The sequence below is a fragment of the bacterium genome, assembly GCA_021372535.1.
Lineage (GTDB): Bacteria > Latescibacterota > Latescibacteria > Latescibacterales > Latescibacteraceae > JAFGMP01.
In genome coordinates, this window is record JAJFUH010000006.1 from 1 (window position 1) to 16138 (window position 16138).

A 16138-nucleotide genomic window follows, 5' to 3' on the forward strand; every position below is an offset into this window, starting at 1 on the left:
TCTCCCTCAGGGATTCCCTTGCGCCGCCGAAAATGTTTCCGGCCGGTCTTGCTGTTACGAGGGATAATGCGCTCATGTTTGTTGCGGAGAACCGTGACAGCTCATTCTCTGTTGTCTCGGTTGCACAGAGACAGGTGAAAAAACGGATCAAGGTCGGGCCTTTCCCGTATGGTGTTAAAATTGCCCATTCGCGGCAGAAAGTCTATGTGAGTCTCTGGGGGGGAAAACGCCTGAGCGCCCGCAGCACGCTCACGGGCGAACTTGTGGCCGAGATCGCGGTCGGCGATCATCCCAACGCCATGATTCTCTCGCCTGATGAATCTCTCCTGTATGTCGCCTGCGCAAACACTGACGAGGTCTGTGTCGTCGATACCGCAAAAGACGAGGTCATCGAGACCATCGGTCTTCACCCGTATCCGAACGCGCCTTTCGGCAGTACGCCCAATGCCCTTGCGCTTTCACCGGACGGTACGACGCTCTATGTGGCACATGCCACCAATAACGATGTTGCGGTCGTCGATGTTTCAAAACGGGGAAAGAGTGTTGTCAAAGGGCTCATTCCAGTCGGGTGGTATCCGACAGCCCTTATGATGAGCCATGACGGTAAAAAACTGTATGTCGCCAATGCCAAAGGACTGACTTCAAAACCCAATCCCAAAGGTCCGAATCCCTACAAGAGAGGTGACAGTCAGACCGAATATATCGGCGCTCTGTTCAATGGCACCGTATCGGTTATTCCAGTCCCCGAAGGCCGTCAACTGGCCCGGTATACCCGTCAGGTCGAGAAGAACAACGGATTCAACGAAGCCGCCCGCAAACTCATGGAAAAAGAGCGTAATGTCAAGCCGCAGCCCATTCCGAGGCGGGTCGGCGAACCTTCCCTCATAAAACATGTCATCTATATCATCAAGGAAAACCGGACATACGACCAGGTATTCGGTGATATTGCCCGCGGGAACGGCGATTCCACAATCTGCCTGTTCGGCGAGGATGTAACACCCAACCATCACGCTCTTGCGGAACAGTTTGTGCTGCTCGATAATTTCTATGTCGATGCGGAGGTCAGCGCTGACGGTCATGAATGGAGTACAGCCGCCATTGCGACCGATTTTGTCGAAAAGTCGTGGCCCGCAGCCTATTCCGGCAGGGGTTTGCCATACCCTTCGGAAGGAGCGTTCGAAATCGCGTACCCGACAAACGGATATATCTGGGAAGCGGTCGGCCGTAACGGATTGAGCTACAGGAGTTATGGTGAATTTATTGCTGCAAGGGGCGATTCGGCTGTTGCACAGCACTCGGCCCTTGTCGGACATTTCGATCCGTTGTTTAAAACATGGGATTTGTCATATCCCGATACTCTGCGCGCCGCAGAATTCATTCGCGAATTGAACGAATTCGAACAGAAGGGAGCGTTGCCCAATTTTATCATTCTACGGCTTCCCAACGATCACACCGATGGTACTCGTCCTGGGACGCGCTCTCCACGGGCAATGGTCGCCGACAACGATCTTGCCCTCGGACAGATTGTCGAAGCTGTCAGTCACAGCAGGTTCTGGAAGGAAACGGCCATCTTTGTCATCGAGGACGATGCGCAGAACGGTCCCGATCATGTGGACGCCCATCGTACGATAGCTCTGGCCATCAGTCCTTACATCAGGCGGGGTTCTGTCGACAACACCATGTACGATACCGCAAGCATGCTCCGCACCATGGAACTTATACTCGGTCTGCAGCCCATGAGCCAGTATGACGCCGCGGCGTTTCCCATGGTGGGGTGCTTTACCGATAAACCCGATCTTACGCCCTATACGACTCTCCGTCCACGGGTGCTGCTCGACGAGGTCAATTCACCCATGGCGTACGGGGCGGAGGAAAGCCTCGCCATGGACTTCAGCCGTGAGGATGCCACTCCCGAGATACGGCTGAACGAAATCATCTGGAAATCGATTCGCGGCGAAAACTCGGAAATGCCAAGGCCCATTAACCACCGTTCCCGGTATGATGATGACGACGATGACCTGAATTGATCCGGTGAATGGTGGAGAATTGTCCTGGTACGGGATATCACCGCCAGAACACTTGTTTTAAGGAATCGACCGGGAGAAACATAACCAAAACGAATGCGTTCTTTTTTAGAAGCATCGTGGAGTATCAGTCTGAAAAGATTTTGAAAAATTTTATAAAAATTATCAATGTTTTGATAGTTTTTTACAAATTGATTACACAATTTTTCCCAATTATTAATAGTATTGTATAAACCTTTGAAATAATGAAAAAGAACATACTCATATTGATTATTAGTTTCCTATATCTCTTGCATGTCAGAAGGGTTATGGATGAGGGCAATATACTGTATTTCATAGAATTATTACCCTCACCCTCGGTCCCTCTCCCGTAAACAGGAGAGGGAAGAAAAGCATTATATCAGACATTCGGGCATGTTACTTATAATTATTTCAAAGGTTTCATTGTATAAATCATTTTTAAGGATTATTAACAGGAATCCTATATTTCAGAGACCATTAAAAAGATAAATAGAGGTGGGCCTGTAATGCATTTAAGATATATATAGTAATAAATATTAATGTTATGATTGTTACTGACTCGGATTTTATCGAGGGTATCATCGAGAGCATGAAGGAACTCGGTTTTTCGGGCAGCCAGTTCTACCCCAGAGAGGTTAACTGCCCGTGATGAAGGAAGCAGTACGAATCAACTGAAAGTTAATTGGATTATATTTAGTGTTCGTTCATCTGTCTTTGCTGATTTATGTAGATTCTATAAGGATTACATAAGCGATCTATCCTTAAAACTATCATACCCGACTGTCATGGCGGTCATTTTTCACCCGAAGGGGGCAATACCTGTAACCCATGGATTTTACTGCTGCCTTCGGAGGAAGTATATTAGAAGTATTACGGTTTATTGGAAAAAAGTTCCTGACAGAAATATCATCTTAAGATTTTTTTATTGCGTATTGATTATTAATCTTTATATTTAATCTTATAAGTGGACATATACTTATATAACATATATTTCACTTATGTTATTATTTTATTATTTTTCCCTCATAATTTTATAATTTATTATGAGTATTTTTTCACCATTTGAGGGATTATCGACACAATTAACTGAATGTTAAAGGGGGGATGAAAACATAAGAAAAAATGAAGTGAATAAATGAGTTACAGAGTTGTTTGAAAAGGACAAACGTTTTATTTGTATCCCTTGAAAAGGGGGGGGAAATGAAAAGAAGTTTTGGACTTGCTGTACTACTTGCACTTTTAACTGCAACAGTATTTGCTGCAAATTTTTCGCCTACGGTTATGACCGTAACCGGTCCGGCAGTGATCAATTATAATTTTGACGGTAAGCCGATTGATATTCCCATTACTCTTTCCGGAACAAAAGGGAGTGTCATGCTTCTCGTTCATACGAAGGATCAGGCCGCCAATATCAATATGGTTCGCAACGGATATCTCGGCTGGCACCGGGTCAACAAAATTGATACCTCCGTCTACGTATCGCCACTCAAAGGAATGGATATCGGTGCAAACACGATAACCTGGAATGGAAAAGATCAGGACGGAAAGATAGTCCCCGCCGGGGAATATACCTATTATCTGTGGGGATATGATTCATTCAGCGCACGGAAACTGGTGACCAACTCTATCGATGCGGCAGCGTGGAAAAATGACCGTATCGTCACCCATAACTGGGTTACGGGTGAGCAGCTGGTCAAGCCGGTTATCCACGGCGCTCCGGATGAATGGAGTACCAGCGGCAGCGAGCATACGCTGGTGACTCGTTACAGATGGGAAATCGGCGGCGATCCCATGGATAAGACGCTTCTTGAAACCACGTCTTACTGGGCATATTATGACATCTGCAAAGATGTCCCTTCGATCTATAACAAGGACGACTTCTTCATTTTCACAACCGACGACAACCTGTTCGGGCGCATCAGGAAGCTTGCCTATGTGCCAAACGGCGAATCTATTCTGGACACCAAGTGGGGAAATAACGGTGAGTTTATCTTCAGTATCAACACCGGTCCCGGCTGGTGGGTGAGAATGCAGTCGTTTGAATATGCCGGACAGGGTCTGATGGTCGCCACCAATACTGACCACCAGGGCGTTTCAACCGTGGCTGAGCTCGTTTTTGCGGATATGGAAGATGGTACCGAGCAGTTCAGGATCGATCTCTCCGAGTGGTGGATCAGCATCGAAAGCGGCGAGAAGGGCGGACAGCAGTCTGCCGGCCCGAACCGTATGGACTGGAAGAATAATCTGTTGTACCTCGGTTCCCATAGCTCCTGCTGGAAAGAAGTTATCGATCCTAATGCAGGGTATGAAGATGAAGAAGAGTATATGCGGTGGATGAACGGTAACGGCGATTACACCGGCGACCTGAATTTCCTCGCCGATGCCAATATACCGTGGGTCTGCAACGATTATAACTCCAATCCATTCATGTACCAGATTTCCGCCGACAAAAACGGTTTTGTCTGCTTCCCGTGCTATGACATGGGCGCTGTATCGTTCGGTCTGATGGCTCCCGACGGGGACGGACTCGGCTATCTTCCGTTTGCCGATGAAGCTGCGGCAAACAAAACTGATAGAGGAAATATCCGGTTCTTGACGGTTGGTTCCGCATATGACGGATTCTACTGCGACAACAATGTCGGCAGCGAAGACAAAGATACTGCGGAATATGGTACCTTCTATGAGGCTTGTGATTCCTTCAAGGGTATCATCTCCAATGCCCCTGTCGCGGTGGAAGAATCCGCTCCTGCCGCTTTTGCTGTTAAGCAGAATTCGCCGAACCCGTTCAACCCGACAACGACAATCTCCTTCTCACTTGCCCAGGCCGGCAATGTCACTGTTGATGTATTCAACGCCGCCGGACAGAAGGTCGATACGATTGCCAATGAGTTTATGGGTACGGGCAGCCATTCGCTGACATGGGATGCTTCCGGATTCTCCGCCGGTATCTACTTCTATACGGTGAAGACCGGTGAATTTTCGAAAACCATGAAGATGACGCTGCTCAAGTAATTTCCGCATCATCTTTGTGTGGCATACTATTATTCAGGGCCCGGTTTTCCTTTATGGCCGGGCCTTGATTAATATCGGACATGTACATCTGAACCTGCTTTCCCTTATCCGGAATTGAAATGTTTTCACTCCGTTTCAGACAATATCTCACCCACGAAAATTTAAAAAAACCACATACATAAGGATGTTCGCCGATGCTCGAAAAGTACGCCTGGGTGTTTTTTACTCCCGTACTTATGGTTTTTCTGTGCAGCCAGGTTTTTTCACAGAATACACCTGAAGGAACCGCATGGGTCGACAGTCATGGCTATTCGAAATGTATTCAGCTCAGCAATGCTTCTACAACCGTTGTTCTCGAACCGAATTGCGGCGGGAGGGTTCTTGAATACACGCTGAACGGACAGAATGCGATATATAACGATCCAAGACATGACGGATGGACATACAAACCGGGACAGCGCGGAATCGATCCCTGCGGTGGACGGTTCGATATCGGCCCCGAAATGACAATCCCGAGACATAACGATCTCTGGCTGGGCTCGTGGAAAGCCGAGATTACCGGGCCGCGGAGTGCGCGGTTGACAAGTGTCGAGGATAAAGCGACCGGTGTCCAGCTTATCCGTGATTTTAAGCTCGACAAAAATTCTTCACATCTGAAATGCACACAGACAATAAAAAATATCAGCAATACGGTAAAACAGTATTATCACTGGGGACGGACATTTGCCGAAGGCAACGGTATTTTCATCGTCCCGCTCAATACCGACAGCCGTTTCCCGAAAAAATACATTACGTTCGAGCCGGAATCCTTTATGAATTACTATCCCGGAGATCAGCCGAACATAACCGTAAAGGACGGTTTTCTGGTCGTTTCTGGTCCCCCAAAGGAGCCGCAGCTGGCGCTCGATTCGTATGACGAATGGTTCGCATACATAACCCGTCATAATCTTCTCTTTGTGAAGAAATTTCCCATGTACCCCGACAGGGTATACAGCGATATGGCGGCGACGACAATCGTTATCTGGTATTACAAGGACATGATGTGCGAGCTTGAACCCATGGGGCCGCGGGAGACTATCAAGCCGGGTAAAAGCGCCTCGTACACCGAGGACTGGTGGCTGCTTCCCTATGAGTATCCCGGGGACGTGAATACTATCGATTGTCCGGGCATCCGGAAGCTTGTCGAAGAGAAAGCACGATGATGCTTTGATGGGAGTTTATCACCGGTATGCGCTGAAAATACGGATTATAGGTAATCATTATGAGGGCGGCGAGAAAGAATCTTTTCAACCGCCCTTTTTATATTTTTACCCCTCTGCTGCTTGTTGGAGAGCAGGGTGAGGATGAAATAAAGACCATCCGATTCACTTACCGCTTTTCGTCGTGACGGTTGCCGAAATAGAGGAGCTTTACCGGTTCCTTCGTGTGATTGATGGTGGAGGTCGGAACCTTGCCGTTCGGAGGAATGAGGAATGCCTCGCCCTCGCTGAGGACGCGGAGGACATTTCCGAACATGAGGAGGCTGTCGCCTTCGAGCATGTACCACACGCATTCGGCGCCTTCGTGGACAACATGGGGCTGCGCCATATCGAGACCGTTGATGGTTGTGACGCACATGCTTATGGGATTGGCGAATTTCGCCCCTCTGATCACCTCGCGGTCGATGTGCGACCAGTGCCAGCCGATAACCGGCTGACTGTCGTGGTAATTTCCGACAACCATTTCCCGCTGGGGTACAAAACCGGCGGGGATATCCTCCACGATGATGAGCGCATCGAGCGGTTTGTCCTCCGTGTTGACAAAACGGTACTTCAGCCGTGCTGGAATAAAAATCCCCGATCCCTCCCGTACCTCGGCATTTTTGCCGCCCGCTTCGACAATGCCGTTACCTTTCAGGACATAAAATAAGACCTGCTCGTTTTCGTGGACCGTTTCCTTCGTCGCACATCCCGCATGGAGGGAGCCGTGGTTGTAAGCTTTGATGTATTTGAGCACTGCTCCCGGGCGCGGGGGATCGAGCGGATCGCCGGGGAAGAGGACTTCCTGCTCGATAAATCCCCCATGACCGGCGTGAATATCCGAATCCCGCCAGGAGCGTTTATACAGGTCGACATTGACATCCTCGCCGGGGTGACGGTGATTCCAGTCGGAAAACTCGTCGAACGAAGGCGCACGCTGGGTGTCTTCGCTTCCGGCTCGTGAGACCGTCGCCGCACAAACAACCAGTAACCATATCATGATCCGTTTCATATGCCGTCTCCGGGTGTATAACGATAGTAAAACAGTTAAAAAAAAGCCGGCCAGAACCCGCCGTCGGGATCACTTATGTATGACCGCAATGGCATTGGATTCGATGAGCTGCTGCGAGCCATAGAGATTCGATACCTCGACACAGGTCATGCCCTGAAGGCCCTTCGGGAAGTACTCCTGAATGAGCCGCGCGAGAACTGGCTCGTAGTTGCCTGCCTTGTTTCCACCCGCATCGGTGTCGACAAAATGCTGGAGAAACACCACATCGTCCATGGTCGCGCCGTAGTGTGCGAGCACCTTTTTCATGTTTTCAAGCGTCTGACGGAGCTGTTCCTCGAAGTTTTTGCCGGTCATGAGGTCTTTTACCGGCATACCGTTGGCGTCAAGCTCCGTATCGTGGGAAAGCTGTCCCGCCAGAAAAATCATGTTGCCGACCTTGTTGCCTTGGGCGAAGGAAAATTCCTTTTCCCATGCGACTCCGAAACCGAATTTTTCTGGCGCAAAGCCCGATTTATATTCTTCAATCGCCTTTACCGCCTCTTCATGAGCGATTTTACGCACAGTGACCTCGTCGTTTCCGCATCCATAAAGAATGCATGAAACGCCGAGTGTTACACATATTGATGCAATCATACCATACCTTTTCATAACTCCTCCCTGTGGTGAAAAATGCCGATTTGTGTAATTGGAGTACCTCATTAAATTCTCGAAAACCATATCTGCTATTTAATTTTACCTCATATACTAAACAAACAGTCCTCCGACAGCCCGATACTGTTTTTCGCCATGGTACGGGTTTGGAGGACTGTTTGTCAAAAAACCGTCAATCGCCTTGACGATTTATGGATCAATGCCTGCCATTCCTCACTGACGACCGGAATATTCCAGAAGGTTGAGGAACAGTTTTTTCGCTGCCGCAGCCTGCGGTTTTTCGGAATCGAGACTGGTCATAAAAGGCAGAGTGCTCAGGAATATCTCGCCATTGACGAACGGAATCCGGGTCAGCGCACTCATTATATCTTTTCGTGAGTTGAGCGTTACCCCTACGATCAGGTCTGTTCCGAGAGGATCGATAAGAAGCCCGGTCTGGGATTCCGTCGCGTAAAATATCTGGTATTCCCAGTTCATAGCCTGTGCTTTGGGAAGACCCGCGAGGAATTTGCTGTCCCCGACGAAAAACCGTGCGTGTCTCAGGCGGCTACTCGAATAATAATTGATCGCCCTGCTGTTGAGCGACTGCGCCCATGAGTCGGCGTTTTCGAATACGAAAAGCGTCGCCCCGTTCCGTACCTGATCCAGAATTTCGTCGCTCTGGCCGCGCCTTCCTCTTGGGGGAGCGGAAGGCCCGATGATAATGAAATCGTACTGGTCTCCCGGTCCTGAGGGTTTAAATTCGGGAAGCGTGATACCTCTCGTTTTTTTGAGGAACGCGTTGATGGTTCCCGATGTGTCGACGACGGCACCTCTCCCTTTTATGCCGGGCCCCGACAGGTAATCGATGATAAAGATGTCGTCGTAACCGGTTGCCTTTATAGCCGTTTTATCCAGAATCCGTGCGTTAAGATTGTAATGACCGGGCTTTTTAAGAGCGGGAAGCTGTACGCCTTCAACGAGCAATTGCCCGTAATCGTCGCCGCCCTTGATTTTGACCGCATACGAATTTTTGAACACCGACTGGCCGTCAGGATCGACAAGATCGACTTCGAGCGTGTGATTTCCCTTGAGGTCGAGCTCGTTGATGATGAACAGGTCGGCGACCGCCGTGCTGCCGAGGGGGAGCACCTTGTCACGGATTTTAACCGCGACATAGAGCGGTTGTGTGTAATGGGAAAAGATTTTCGGGTCAGCGGTTGGATTCCGGTACATGTCGACTATATCGGTGCGGTCTCCACCGGCTGCCCATGAGTTGATATTGTAACCGTCGATGATATTCCCCGCGCGGCAGTTTTCGATGATACGGCCGTGGAAGTAATACGTATTCACCCCGAGCGCCATGGTGAAATCATCGACCGTGGGGAATACTTTCCGGTATCCGCTCCTGTTGAGGAACGTATTGAACGAGTCGAACCAGTCGAGATACTCCTTCTCGCGCCAGCCGCTCGTTCCGGTGCGGTCGAGTTCCTCCTTGATTTTCTGGAGACGGACGGTGTTGTCGAAATCGCCTTCCTCGCCGAGATAGATGATTTCATCCGGATCGAGAACCGATGCCGAGTCGCCGTAGAGAATCGAGCTGCGGAGAAAGAACCGCGGATTGTTGTAATACTCGTCGAGATAGCCGGCAATGGGATTCCAGTGGTGGTGGTTCCACCAGCCGTAATAATGGAAGGTATCGTCGAATGGCCGCATATGCATCTTGAACGGGTCTTCCGGCAGCCGTGTCGTTTCGGGGATGTTCCTGTTGCAGTCGCTGTTGTAAGTGGCGATGCGGACAGGATCGAGCTTGTGCATGAGCATCATGTTGTTCTTGTCGTCCTCGCTCGGCGGTGTCGCGGTTTCGCATTTCATGACATAGATGATGAGCGAAGGATAGGAGCGGTCTCTCATGACCATTCTGCGGAGTTTTTCACGACGCCAGTCCTCGGCCTGCTTGTCCGGAGTATCGTCGCACCGGTACCCGCCGATTTCCTCGTACGATACAATGCCGACCTCATCGCAGGCGAGGATGCCTTCCTCACGGCCGATTGCCTGGTTCATGAGGAACATGGTGAATCCCATGGTCTGAAGGAGCTCCATGTTGCGCTTGAGCATCTCGGGTGTCGGGAACATGCCGTTTTTCGGCCAGAATCCGCGGCACATCGGGGAAAGAATGAAGACACGTTTCCCGTTGAGGTAGAACCGCTCGTCGCCGTTCGTTTTCTTTATTTCGAAGTAGCGGAAACCGAACCGTTTCGTTTCGGAATCCTCGAAGCGCTTGTCCTTGCTCGTGAAAACAGCCTTCGCCACATAAAGGTGCGGGTCCCTCAGATTCCATGTCTGCGCCTTGGGGGCCTTGACATACACCGACAGGACGGTTCCTTCGGGCGGGACGACTGCGGGCACGGTCTTTTTCCAGAGGACATTCGAGGGATTATTCCATTCGTGAATCAGGAGCGAAAGCTCGCCGTTCTGGGTGGAGCCGGAAGAGTTTCCGAGGGTCACAAAGGTCTCGACTTCCGTGTATTTCGGCTTGTTCTGAATGTAGAGGTCATCGATCCGGACCGCATCGGTCGCAAGAACGGTAACCGTGCCGGTAATACCACCGAAACCGTGATACGCCGGTACCCAGTTTTTTCCCCAGGGGTACTTACGATTGTTGTTCCAGTCGAAGTTACCGACCGGATCGGTAATACGGATATCAAGGCTGTTCTCGCCGTCGAACCGGACAGCCCCGGTTATGTCCACATCAAAGGGGGAGTTGCCGATGACATCGTAGCCTACGAGTTTTCGGTTGACGAACACTTCGGCGCGCAGCACTGCCGATTTGAACTTCAATACTATCCGTTTCCCCTTGAGCCCGGGTTCGAGCGTAAAAGATGTGCTCCACCAGGATACGCCGCGATAGTCGCCAGCTTCACCGACCGGATTCCCGTTGGCGTCCCAGTAATATTCTTCGACCGTACCGGGTACAGACACGGATTTACCGATCGAGTTCAATTTATCCCAGCCGCATGTCGGGGGATTGACCGGCAGGGAGCCGACATTCACCGGTGGCAGGTAAATGGTGTCGTTCATCCATTCCGCTTTTCTGTCCAGCCAGAGACGCCATCCCTTACCGGAGATTTCCTTTTCCCACCGTCCCGGCGCCGCGGAAACGAGCGCGGCACTCGCAAGTACAAAGAAACCGATTGAGAAGACCATAACGCGAACCGATTTGTTCATGTTTCAGATTCCATCCTTTCTGGTTTTGTAGCTTGTTATGTGATTTTTCAGGTTGTTGAAGTCGATCGTTTTATACCAATTATTATGAAAAATAATCCGGTTATCCGGTTAAATCAGCTAACATCATTAATCCCCCTCGGCTTCGCCGTATCCCCCTTATAAAACAAAGGGGGATGAAAGTGCCCCCCCAAGCTGCTCCCACCTTAACAAGGGGGGATGCCACAGGCAGGGGGATCATATATTATCGGAAAAAATTATCGATTCTTATTTAAAAGTTTTTATGCTTATCAAACTGGATAACCGGAAAAAATAATATACCGGAGCTTATCACCAAAACCACACCTTCCTTGAATATATATCGAACAAAAACAAACATCAACGGCTATATTCAAGCATATTCAGAAAGAGTTTCCTTGCGACCGCCGACTGGGGTTTGACTGACTTCAGTTCGGGCACGATATTAAGCGTGCTGATAATAATCTGCCCGTTGCCGAACGGTATCCGTGCAAGCGCGGTGAGAATCTCCTTACGATTCGATGCAGCAAGGGCAATGACAGTTCCCATGCCGGCCCGGTCGAGGTTGAGTCCCCATACATCGCCTCTATAGAAAACCTGGCATTCCCAGTTCAGGGCCTGTCCTTTCGGCAGCCCGTCAAGGAGAGGGCTCTTTCCGGCGATAAAATGACCGTGTTTACCGAAATGTTCACTCCCGAAATACTGGAGAGCCTGGTAGGAATGGATGCTGTCACGCTGTTCCGCCCACCGGTCTGCCTGGTCGAGAATGATGAGCGTCGCTCCCCGCGCTACCATGGTCATGATGGGATTCGGGCCTCTCACACGTTCCCTGCCGAGACTGTTTATCTTCCTGAAATCGTGAGGGCCGACGATGATACAATCGACATCGGGAGCTTCAGGATCGAATTCGGGCAGCGTTATGCCGCGCGATGCCTTGAGAAATGCATTGATCGTCCCGGTGGTATCGATAACCGCGGCAGTCCCCTTTATGCCGGGGCCGTTCATGTAATCCACGACGAAAATATCATCAAAACCAGATGCTCCCGCTATGCCCTTCCCGTTACGGATTTCCGCCTTGAGCATATAATATCCCGGTATCGTGACGGACGGCATACGGACTTCCTCGACAAGAAGCTGGCCGAATTCGTTCCCGCCGGTAATGTTCACCGGATACTGCCTTGAAAAAACGACAGCGCCGGAGGGGTCGGCAAGTGCGAGTTCGAGCGTGTGTTTCCCCCTGAGGTTTTTCTCGTTGACGAGATAAATATCCGCCACCGGTTCGGAACCTGCGGGAAGAACCTTGTCGCGGATTTTCACCGCAACATACAGGGGCTGAGTATAGTGTTGGAGTATCGCCGGGTCGCCTGTAGGGTTACGGTAGGTATCGACTATGTCGGTGTGAGTTGCCGCCGAAGCCCAGCCGTTGAGAACATATGCATCGGCCTTGTTCGAAATACGGGTGTTTTCGAGTATACGCCCGTGGAAATAGTGCATTTTTGCCCCGAGGGACACTGTCAGGTCATCGACCGTGGGGAACGACGATCTGAAGCCACTTTCATCGAGGAACCGTTCATATGCCCTGTACCAGTCGAGATGCTCGCTCTCACGCCAGCCATTGGCACCTGTCATGGCGAGCTCGTTCTTTATCTTTTCAAGCCGCACGGGGGCTGACAGATCGCCTTCCTCGCCGAGGAAAATTATCTCGTCCTCTGGCATGGGATAGAGCGAATCTCCCATCGTTGCAATAGGATCGATAACATACCGGAGATAATAGCGGGGATTACGATAATAGTTATCGAGATATACACCCGTTGCCATGAGATGGTAGGGCGATGTCCAGCCGTGACAGTAGAAATTCATGTCGAATGGCTTCATGTGGAGCTTGAAGGGGTAATCCCGGTTATTCGGGATTGTCGGCAAGGTGATACAGTTGAACGTGACCAGTCGTGACGGATCGAGCGTGTGCACCATGACGATGTTTTCCTTATCGTCGTCGTTCGGCTCGTTCCATGACAGGTCGTCCATATTGAAGATGACCATCGAGGGAACCGACCGGTCGCGGATGACCATTCTCCGGAGCTTTTCCCTGCGCCATTCCCTGGCAACAGGCGGCACCGGCGCCATTCTTTCCTTTATCTGGCTGTATGTGCCGGGATTACACATATACCCGCCCGGTTCTTCATAAGTCAGCATGCCAAGCTCATCCGCCGCATCTATCGCCCGGGGCTGGCCGATTGCCCTGTGGAAGAGCATCATGTTGAGTCCGAGGCTCCGTGCGGTTTCAATATCTTTCCGCGCCATTTCCGGAGTGGGGAATATCCCGTTTTTCGGCCAGAATCCGCGTGTCATCGCGGCAAATATGAATACGCGCTTCCCGTTGAGATAATACCGTTTGTCGCCGTGCTCCTCGCCGACGGTAAAGAAGCGGAAACCGAACCGCCTGGTCATGGTATCCTGAACGCCGCCGTCACCGCTCGAAAAAGAAACCGCTGCCGTGTACAGATTGGGCTTGTCGATGTCCCAGAGCTTCGCTTCCGGGGCCTTGACACGGAATGTATATTCACCCCCCTTTGATGAAACCGAAAGCGGAACGGTTTTTTGCCACAGCACACGGGAAGGATTCTTCCATTCATGGATAACGAGAGACAGGGAACCGTCACTGCCCGCGCCGGACGAATTACCGACCGTGACAAACACATCGACATCCGTGGGCTCGGGTTTGTTCTGAACATAAATATCATCGACATGTACGGCATCTGTTGCCCGGAGTGTCACTTTTCCCGTTATGCCCCCGAAGCCATGAACGGCGGGAACCATGTTCTGTCCCCACTTCATGAGGTATTCATCGTTCCATTCGAAGTCGCCCACAGGGTCGGTGATGCGGACATCGAGACGGTTTTCCCCGCCGAATACGACCGCATCGGAAACATCGAACTCGAACGGCGTGTTCCCGATGACATCGTACCCCGCGAGCTTACGGTTCACATACACTTCGGCTCTCAGATTGACCGATTCGAATGCGAGGATGATCCGCTTTCCTCTGAGCGATTGGTCGAGTTTGAACGTTGTGCTCCACCATGAGACGCCGAGATAGTCGCCTGCAATGCCGTTCGGGTTTCCGTTTGCGCTCCAATAGTATTCCTCTACTGTTCCGGGAACGGAGACGGTGATTCCCCGGGCCGGATCGGCGAGGTTTTCCCATCCGAATGAAGGTTGATGCACAGGGAGAGTATCGATCTTTACCGGAGGCAGATAAATATCATCGTCTTTCCATGAGGCTTCGGGATCGATATTGAGCCGCCATTCCCCGCCTGAAAGTTCATGTTCCCATCGTCCCGGTTCGGCCGATATACGGGCAGTATTGAGAAAGAGTACAATTACCGGAAATACCGCCATGAACAGATACCGCACTTTTTGATTCATCTCTGCACCTGCTGTTTTGTAAAGAGTGGATACGAAACGATAATGTATGAAAATGTATGTTTGTGTGATTCGGCTTCTTTCTTTTCCCGTTTTCCTGAACTTACCTTCCTGCCCTTTAAAAGACAAGGAGAACAAGTCATCGGCGGTGATGAGTTTTCTATCCATGATTTCCCGACGTTTACGCGGGGATCGTTCGGTCAAGGCCCTGTATTATAATGGGGAGTAAGGAAATTCGTGGGCGATATCGCGAACCGATCGGGGATTCCACCCGCTGTTTCTCTTACCATCCCGTAAAACCACAATGCTACCTGACAAGAGTAACCGAAGGAGGTTTTGCATAGTAGTCATAAGCAGCAGCGACCTGTCCCGCGACGGCATCTCCGCGATGAATCCAGACACGGTACCGGGCATGAAAAGATTCGGACGGTCTCAACGTATACGGATCGAGGCCGGGCCAAGCAACACCAAGAAAGCCATAGTGGCGGAGACACCAGCCATTCGGTATATCGTGGTTTACCGGATTCTGGAAAATTGCGACTCCCGACGGAGATTGTGTTCCTTTAAAAATCGCCGAGAAATCGGCCCAGGGAAAACGTTTCAGATTGCTGTCTTCCTGTATTCCGCTGTCGGTTGTAATAACCGGATTGTCGAACGGTGCGGGCCGGAAATTGAAACCGCCGTATCCTTTCCCCTCATCCGGAGAACCGATCAGGATTACGGAGTCCGTTACCGCCCGGAGGGTCAGATCGAAATCGATGGCCCGACCGACATTGCCCGCTCTGAAGGCTGTAATCCACAGAATTTCATCGACAACCTTTGTTTCACCGGCATACCAGCCAAGCTGAACGCCGAGCCGTCCGAAAACCGGCCCTGTCTCCTGTCCGAGCCACCGCTCGAATCGTTTGTCCATGCCACGTATATCCCACAGGTTGAGCGTGTCGCCGTTCACAATAACTCGAGGCCACGCGATGAATATGCCCCGATGATGATAATGATCCGCGGGGAAATCATCGGATAGGGGATGCCCGTCCAGATCATAGAGCGGATGAACGTAATTGGACCGGGTACGGTCTTCCGGAACTCCGTCTTTCAGATTCATGCCATATACATAGGTAAAAACCGGTATCTGTCCTTCCGAAACCGTGAGAAACTTGTTGTCATGTTCGGAGAATGAAAACGCACCGTTCACCGGTGAAGAGGGATGTCGAAGCCGGTATTGCGCTGTTTTTTCTCCGGGAGAAGCCGGGGATTCAGCCAGAAATATAATCTGTCGGGAATCACCGTCATGCAGCACCTGTCCATAGACAGGTTTAGCACCGCTTCCGTTTTCAGGGACTGCTTCCCACACGGAAAGGCTGTCGCTGGCGGTCAACGGGGCGTCTATTGAGACCGGTATCGGGAGCTGCATGCTGTTGTCGCGGAAAGTGATTTCGACGAGGAATGAATCACCGGATTTTTTTGAACAACCTGACACCGACCAGAAAATCAGCCCCAGAAACAGAAACAGGAGTCCGCATTTTCGTGATACGTTCATT

The 16138-nt window shown here is 50.7% G+C and carries 8 protein-coding genes; 3 read left to right on the forward strand and 5 right to left on the reverse strand.

Features of this window, described 5'->3' with window-relative positions; translation table 11 throughout:
• The 3 genes from LLG96_00325 to LLG96_00335 form a co-directional block, all read left to right on the forward strand.
• On the forward strand, window positions 1-2027 hold a 2027-nt coding region (locus tag LLG96_00325; protein MCE5248641.1), incomplete at its 5' end, for a bifunctional YncE family protein/alkaline phosphatase family protein.
• 1218 nt (window positions 2028-3245) lie between these two features.
• Window positions 3246-5057 carry a T9SS type A sorting domain-containing protein gene (locus LLG96_00330; protein ID MCE5248642.1) on the forward strand — a complete coding sequence of 604 codons (1812 nt, stop codon included), beginning with the start codon at window positions 3246-3248 and terminating at the stop codon, window positions 5055-5057.
• Window positions 5058-5251: 194 nt separating this feature from the next.
• Window positions 5252-6259 carry a hypothetical protein gene (locus LLG96_00335; GenBank protein ID MCE5248643.1) on the forward strand — a complete coding sequence of 336 codons (1008 nt, stop codon included), beginning with the start codon at window positions 5252-5254 and terminating at the stop codon, window positions 6257-6259.
• A gap of 166 nt (window positions 6260-6425) precedes the next feature.
• Here the strand turns inward: LLG96_00335 and LLG96_00340 are convergent, their stop codons facing one another.
• The 5 genes from LLG96_00340 to LLG96_00360 all read right to left on the reverse strand — a co-directional run bounded on the left by LLG96_00340 (window position 6426) and on the right by LLG96_00360 (window position 16137).
• On the reverse strand, window positions 6426-7307 hold the full coding sequence (locus LLG96_00340) for a cupin domain-containing protein (GenBank protein MCE5248644.1): 882 nt from the start codon (window positions 7305-7307) through the stop codon (window positions 6426-6428).
• Window positions 7308-7376: 69 nt separating this feature from the next.
• Window positions 7377-7955: a RidA family protein gene (locus LLG96_00345; GenBank protein MCE5248645.1), complete on the reverse strand. Its 579-nt coding sequence runs from the start codon at window positions 7953-7955 to the stop codon at window positions 7377-7379.
• 216 nt (window positions 7956-8171) lie between these two features.
• Window positions 8172-11165, reverse strand: coding sequence for a hypothetical protein (locus LLG96_00350; protein ID MCE5248646.1), 2994 nt, complete (start codon window positions 11163-11165; stop codon window positions 8172-8174).
• Window positions 11166-11540: 375 nt separating this feature from the next.
• Window positions 11541-14603 carry a hypothetical protein gene (locus LLG96_00355; GenBank protein ID MCE5248647.1) on the reverse strand — a complete coding sequence of 1021 codons (3063 nt, stop codon included), beginning with the start codon at window positions 14601-14603 and terminating at the stop codon, window positions 11541-11543.
• A gap of 304 nt (window positions 14604-14907) precedes the next feature.
• Window positions 14908-16137: a PmoA family protein gene (locus tag LLG96_00360; GenBank protein MCE5248648.1), complete on the reverse strand. Its 1230-nt coding sequence runs from the start codon at window positions 16135-16137 to the stop codon at window positions 14908-14910.
• Between the last annotated feature and the right edge of the window lies 1 nt (window position 16138).

Coding starts and splice junctions, on each gene's coding strand:
- LLG96_00330 (MCE5248642.1), top strand. CDS start 3,246: ATGAAAAGAAGTTTTGGACTTGCTGTACTACTTGCACTTTTAACTGCA.
- LLG96_00335 (MCE5248643.1), top strand. CDS start 5,252: ATGCTCGAAAAGTACGCCTGGGTGTTTTTTACTCCCGTACTTATGGTT.
- LLG96_00340 (MCE5248644.1), bottom strand. CDS start 7,307: ATGAAACGGATCATGATATGGTTACTGGTTGTTTGTGCGGCGACGGTC.
- LLG96_00345 (MCE5248645.1), bottom strand. CDS start 7,955: ATGAAAAGGTATGGTATGATTGCATCAATATGTGTAACACTCGGCGTT.
- LLG96_00350 (MCE5248646.1), bottom strand. CDS start 11,165: ATGAACAAATCGGTTCGCGTTATGGTCTTCTCAATCGGTTTCTTTGTA.
- LLG96_00355 (MCE5248647.1), bottom strand. CDS start 14,603: ATGAATCAAAAAGTGCGGTATCTGTTCATGGCGGTATTTCCGGTAATT.
- LLG96_00360 (MCE5248648.1), bottom strand. CDS start 16,137: ATGAACGTATCACGAAAATGCGGACTCCTGTTTCTGTTTCTGGGGCTG.